6 protein-coding genes are annotated in these 4,803 nt (G+C 36.1%); all 6 read right to left on the minus strand.

Annotated features, from left to right (window positions below; translation table 11 throughout):
* Nucleotides 1–234 (minus strand): glycosyltransferase family 2 protein (locus tag D6734_07270; protein RMF94611.1); only part of this gene is annotated, 234 nt, incomplete at its 3' end.
* 6 nt (nucleotides 235–240) lie between these two features.
* The gene (locus D6734_07275) at nucleotides 241–1,362 is read right to left on the minus strand and encodes a radical SAM protein (GenBank protein RMF94612.1); all 1,122 of its coding nucleotides are present in this window, start codon (nucleotides 1,360–1,362) and stop codon (nucleotides 241–243) included.
* A gap of 9 nt (nucleotides 1,363–1,371) precedes the next feature.
* On the minus strand, nucleotides 1,372–2,367 hold the full coding sequence (locus D6734_07280) for a glycosyltransferase (protein ID RMF94613.1): 996 nt from the start codon (nucleotides 2,365–2,367) through the stop codon (nucleotides 1,372–1,374).
* A gap of 21 nt (nucleotides 2,368–2,388) precedes the next feature.
* Nucleotides 2,389–3,111, minus strand: a complete 723-nt coding sequence (locus D6734_07285; protein RMF94614.1) for a cytochrome c biogenesis protein CcdA — start codon at nucleotides 3,109–3,111, stop codon at nucleotides 2,389–2,391.
* 44 nt (nucleotides 3,112–3,155) lie between these two features.
* Nucleotides 3,156–4,196 (minus strand): potassium channel protein, encoded by a 1,041-nt coding sequence (locus tag D6734_07290; protein RMF94615.1) that lies wholly within the window; start codon nucleotides 4,194–4,196, stop codon nucleotides 3,156–3,158.
* Between the two features lie 13 nt (nucleotides 4,197–4,209).
* Nucleotides 4,210–4,752 (minus strand): pyridoxamine 5'-phosphate oxidase family protein, encoded by a 543-nt coding sequence (locus tag D6734_07295; GenBank protein ID RMF94616.1) that lies wholly within the window; start codon nucleotides 4,750–4,752, stop codon nucleotides 4,210–4,212.
* Nucleotides 4,753–4,803: the final 51 nt, after the last annotated feature.

Genomic DNA, 4,803 nt, shown 5'->3' on the forward strand with positions numbered 1-4,803 from the left:
ATCTCCTGTTGCGTTTTTCAAGCCAGTCTTATATGCGCGCCCATAACCTTTTCTTCCTTCAAATACAACTTTTGCTCCAAGCGAGCGAGCAATCTCTGCGGTCCTGTCCGTAGAGTTGTTATCAGCTACAATGATTTCATCAACAAAGGAAGGAATACTTTCTATAACACCGCCCAATGCCTTCTCTTCATTGTAACAAGGCATAACCACAGAAAGCTTATAACCCTTGTACATAAGCAATTAACCTTTATTTTTATTTGATGAAAATATTTTTCCTTTTTTAATATCTAACCACTCCTTGAAAATCTTAGGAAACATCGATGGTGTAAATAAAATGCTGTTCGTTAAAAAACATTCATAAGTGCAAAAACATTTAGTATCTTTAATATATTTTCTAATTTCCTTTGCTTTATCGTTATTCCAAATCTGTTTAAAATCGAAATTTTCTTCTCGCAAATTACCCATTTTCTTATTCAACAGCTCACAAGGATAAACATCGCCATTGCTCAATATAACAGCGCTCAGCGAAGCCGCATAACAGGGAAGTATGCTTCTATTTTCCTTTACAATTCTTCCTATCACATCCTGCCTAATTATTTTCATCGCATTGATTAGGTCGCTTCCAAAGTAGTTTTCATATCCCAACAAGGAACTTTCCTTTGTGTCTTTTCGAATTATCTCGGCAAGTTCAAGATATTTTTGGACATCAAACTTCTTTGCCTTCGGGTCTCTTGGATTTCCACGAGTCAAAAGGTATGTTATTGCGTCAGCACCTAATTCATTTTTGAGATAATCATATATCTCCTTTAATCTATCCTGATTGAAGCTCGATGCCGTTAGTGCTACATTGAGATTAAAGTTATCATATTTTTCTTTTAACTTTTTAAGTTCCTTGTATGTCCAAATCGATTTTTTAAAAAGCCCTTCATAACCGCGAAGTCTGTCATGCTCTTCTCCGATTGAATCAATTGAAATGTCAATAGCAAAATCAACGCCTTTACATCTTTCAAGAATCTTCTTTGCACCCTCTACGACCTTTTCCTGCAATGAGCCATTAGATGGTATGCCAAGATTTGCTATTTGATTATTTTTATAGAAGATATAAGCAATCTCATCAATATCATCTCTTAAAAAGGGTTCGCCGCCTGTCAAGAGAAGAAACAAAATATCATCCATTGAGGAAGAAATCTTTTCAATCTCATCGATCTTGAGTTCATCAGTCTTCTCCTCTCTTTCCCCAAGAAGACAATGAAGACAGTTGGCAGTGCAATTTTCTGTGATGAAAAAGACAAGATAAATAGGAGTGGAAGCCTTCTTAGTGATTATTTTTCCAATATGCCTTAAATAACCTGCTGTACCCATTCAATCCTTTCAATAATATTTGTTGTCTGTTAAAAAAAAAGAAAACCACCCAGTAATCATACCCCATAAAACAGAAACATTATCGATAATTATAAAAAAAAATGAAATTATTACAAATAAGAGAGATTTTTTATCCCCGAGAAATATCAGGAAAGTGCTATTTGCGATTACCATCAAAATCAGGCAGGGAATAATCCATAGCAGAAAAATCGAATTTCCACTCACAATAAAAGCAAGTAAAAGAAGAAAGGCAATAAAAAATGCCGGCATCTGAAGCATATAGATGCTGGGCACGGATGTCTTATTCCCCTCCGATAACCCTTTAAGTCCTCTTCTCAATACCATTTTTACCAATCCTCGCGCTCTGTAATAATCTGTTTTCATAATTGAAGCAAAATCATAGGATTTTATATGTTCAACTTCCAACTCCCTTGCAAGATATATTCTATATCCCGCCTTGTAAAGCTTTTGTCCCAAATCCGTATCCTCAACATTGGGGATGTTGTAATTTTCATCGAATCCCCCTATTTCAAGAAATATATCCTTTCTTATGGAAGCCACACTTGTATAAAAAAGCGCTACATATTGCGGCTGATTGAGATAAGTAAATCTCATCCAAAGATTTTTAAACTGGCTCAAAAAATTGTCAAATCTCAATTTCTCCGATTGCACTCCTACAACAGCGTCGGGCGACAATGTCTCATAGATTTCTGACAACTTGGAAAGAGTATCCTTTTCAATGATAATATCAGAATCAATAAAGAAGATTATCTCTCCTCTGCTTTCAATGGCACCGGTATTTCTTGCCGCAGAAACTCCATGGGGAGGATGAGACTTGACTACCCTGCATCCTTGCTCTCTTGCATAATCTGCCGATCCATCCTCACTCAAATCATCAACTACCACTATCTCATAATCATCATAATCGCTATTTTTGACTGCACTTATGCATTCAGGCAGCGTCTGGAGTGAATTTTTTACAGGTATTACGACAGATATCTTCATAATCCTTTGAAATATTTTTAATTAAATGCCTATCGACCATGATATTGGATAAATAAGTTTCTGAAAAGTATTTGTCATAATCAATATTCCGATAATAATAAGAAATATTCCTGCACCAATCTCAATCTTTCGCATATGAGGTTTGACAGCACCAAAAAATTTTAAAAATTGATTCACTCCAAGAGCCGTCAAAAGAAAGGGAATTCCTAGCCCTGCTGAATAAAAGGAAAGCAGAATAATGCCTTGATAAACAGTCCGTTGAGATGATGCAAGAGCAAGAATCGCCCCAAGCACAGGACCTATACAAGGAGTCCAGCCAAAAGCAAATGCTAACCCAACAAGAAATGAGCCAATTAAACCGAACTTCTTACTTTTAAAGTGATACCTCTTTTCAACATCTAATATGCCTATTCTGAAAATTCCTGTCATATGAAGCCCAAAGACAATTATAATTGCTCCTGCAATACGGCTGAAAATTGTCAGCTTTTGAGCTAAAAAACTCCCCACTGCCGTAGCCCCGGCTCCAAGGATGATGAAAACAAATGAAAAACCGCAGACAAAAGCCAAAGCATTGAAGAAAACCTTTGTTGTCTTCAATTCCCCGTCTTCATTATCTTTTCCTTTCCCGCCAACCACGACACCAGAAATAAAGGATATATAAGCAGGTACAAGGGGAAGGACGCAGGGTGAAATGAATGAAATAAGCCCTGCAACAAATGCGGTAGTATATGAAATACTTTCCATCAAATTAGATTACTTAGTTAAATTTTCATAAGAGAAAAAATTTATCAATTGAAACCACTGAGTTTTCGTAATCCATTACTATCTGTTAGGACAATCAAAACCATACCTGCTTCGATTTTCATATTGTGCGGCGGATTATAAGTATATTCACTTTCACCCAACTTTTTTATCGCAAGGACAGGAATATCCGTTTCTTTATATATCGGTGAATCACCCAATTTTTTCCCAATCAACCTTGAGCCCTCCAAAATTGTAAATTCCTCGATCCTAAAATGTTTTTCCTTTCCTCTCAACATCCCATCGAGGAAATTGACAACATGAGGTCTGACAAGCTCTGATGCCATTCTCATACTTCCTATGGCGTTTGGAGAAACTACTGAATTTGCCCCTGCTCTCAACAATTTAGGAGCAGAATTTTCTTCAATGACCTTTGATATTATTCTAATATCAGGATTCAACTCTTTTGCCGTTATCGTCACAAAGAGATTGTCTTTGTCATCTGGTAATGTTGTTATCAATCCTCTTGCCTTTTTTATATTGGCATCGAGTAAAATTTCATCTTCTGTAGAATCTCCAAGAATATACAAAAATTCTCCCATCTTTTTTGCTTTTTCAATGTGCTCAATGTTTTTTTCAATCACTACAAAGTCTCTTCCTGTAAGCAAAAGCTCTTTAACTATTCCTGAACCTGTGATACCACATCCACAAACTATATAATGATTCTCCATCAATTTAATCTTGTTAATCATTTTCCTTCTCTCAAGAATTCTTTTTAAATCCCCTTCAACTATAAAAGCTGTTATAGTACTGACACTATAGAGCGCAACTCCCATTCCACTCAGAATGAGAATTACTGTAAAGACTCTTCCAAATACACTGTGGCTTATATCTATTACTTCCCCATATCCAACTGTAGATATTGTGATTGCTGTCATATAAGCGCACTCTAAAAATCTCCAATTCTTCCCCTCGAAAATTCCAAGTAAATAATAACCGCTTGTGCCTATGACGAATATCAGCAATATCAATAATACTGCTTGAATTATTCTTTTAAGTGAAAAAGAAAGCTCTTCATCAAAAAACATATCTTTAAAAAACCTATTTTGTCCACACAGCCTCTGCAATGCCTCTGCCGTAACAGATAAAAACAACTCTCTCGGGCGTTATTTTTATGACCTTCATTATTTCCGGACGAGGTGTAATATTCTTCACCTCTTTTTTGAAATTTTCCATCACCTCCCTAAAAAGCGGAAGAATTTTTGACATTTCTTCCTTGTCCTCCATTGTAAATATCTCAGCTTTACCCTGATAATTCAAGCCCATTACTCCTTTCATCGTTTTATGAGGCACATATATCCCAAGCGATACATTGGGATTTTCAAGGATATTATCAATCTTACCACCACCTTCAGTAACAATATAAACCGTCATACCATCGTTTTCATAGTCAACGACAGTTGACCTTGGCTTCCCATCCTTACCGCAGGTGGCAAGAACACAAGTATTATGTTTATTGAGAAAGTCTATTATCTCCTTTTCAGCTTCCTCCTTGGATAGATGTTTGGGCTCGAGTCCCAAACCACGCACATAGGAATCCATTAGCTCTCTTTTCATTTCTTCAGTCAATTTTACTATGCCCATTTATAATTCCTCCCTATTTTATTCAAAAAACTATTTCTCTATCAAAACAGC

Source organism: Candidatus Schekmanbacteria bacterium, from assembly GCA_003695725.1.
GTDB lineage: Bacteria > Schekmanbacteria > GWA2-38-11 > GWA2-38-11 > J061 > J061.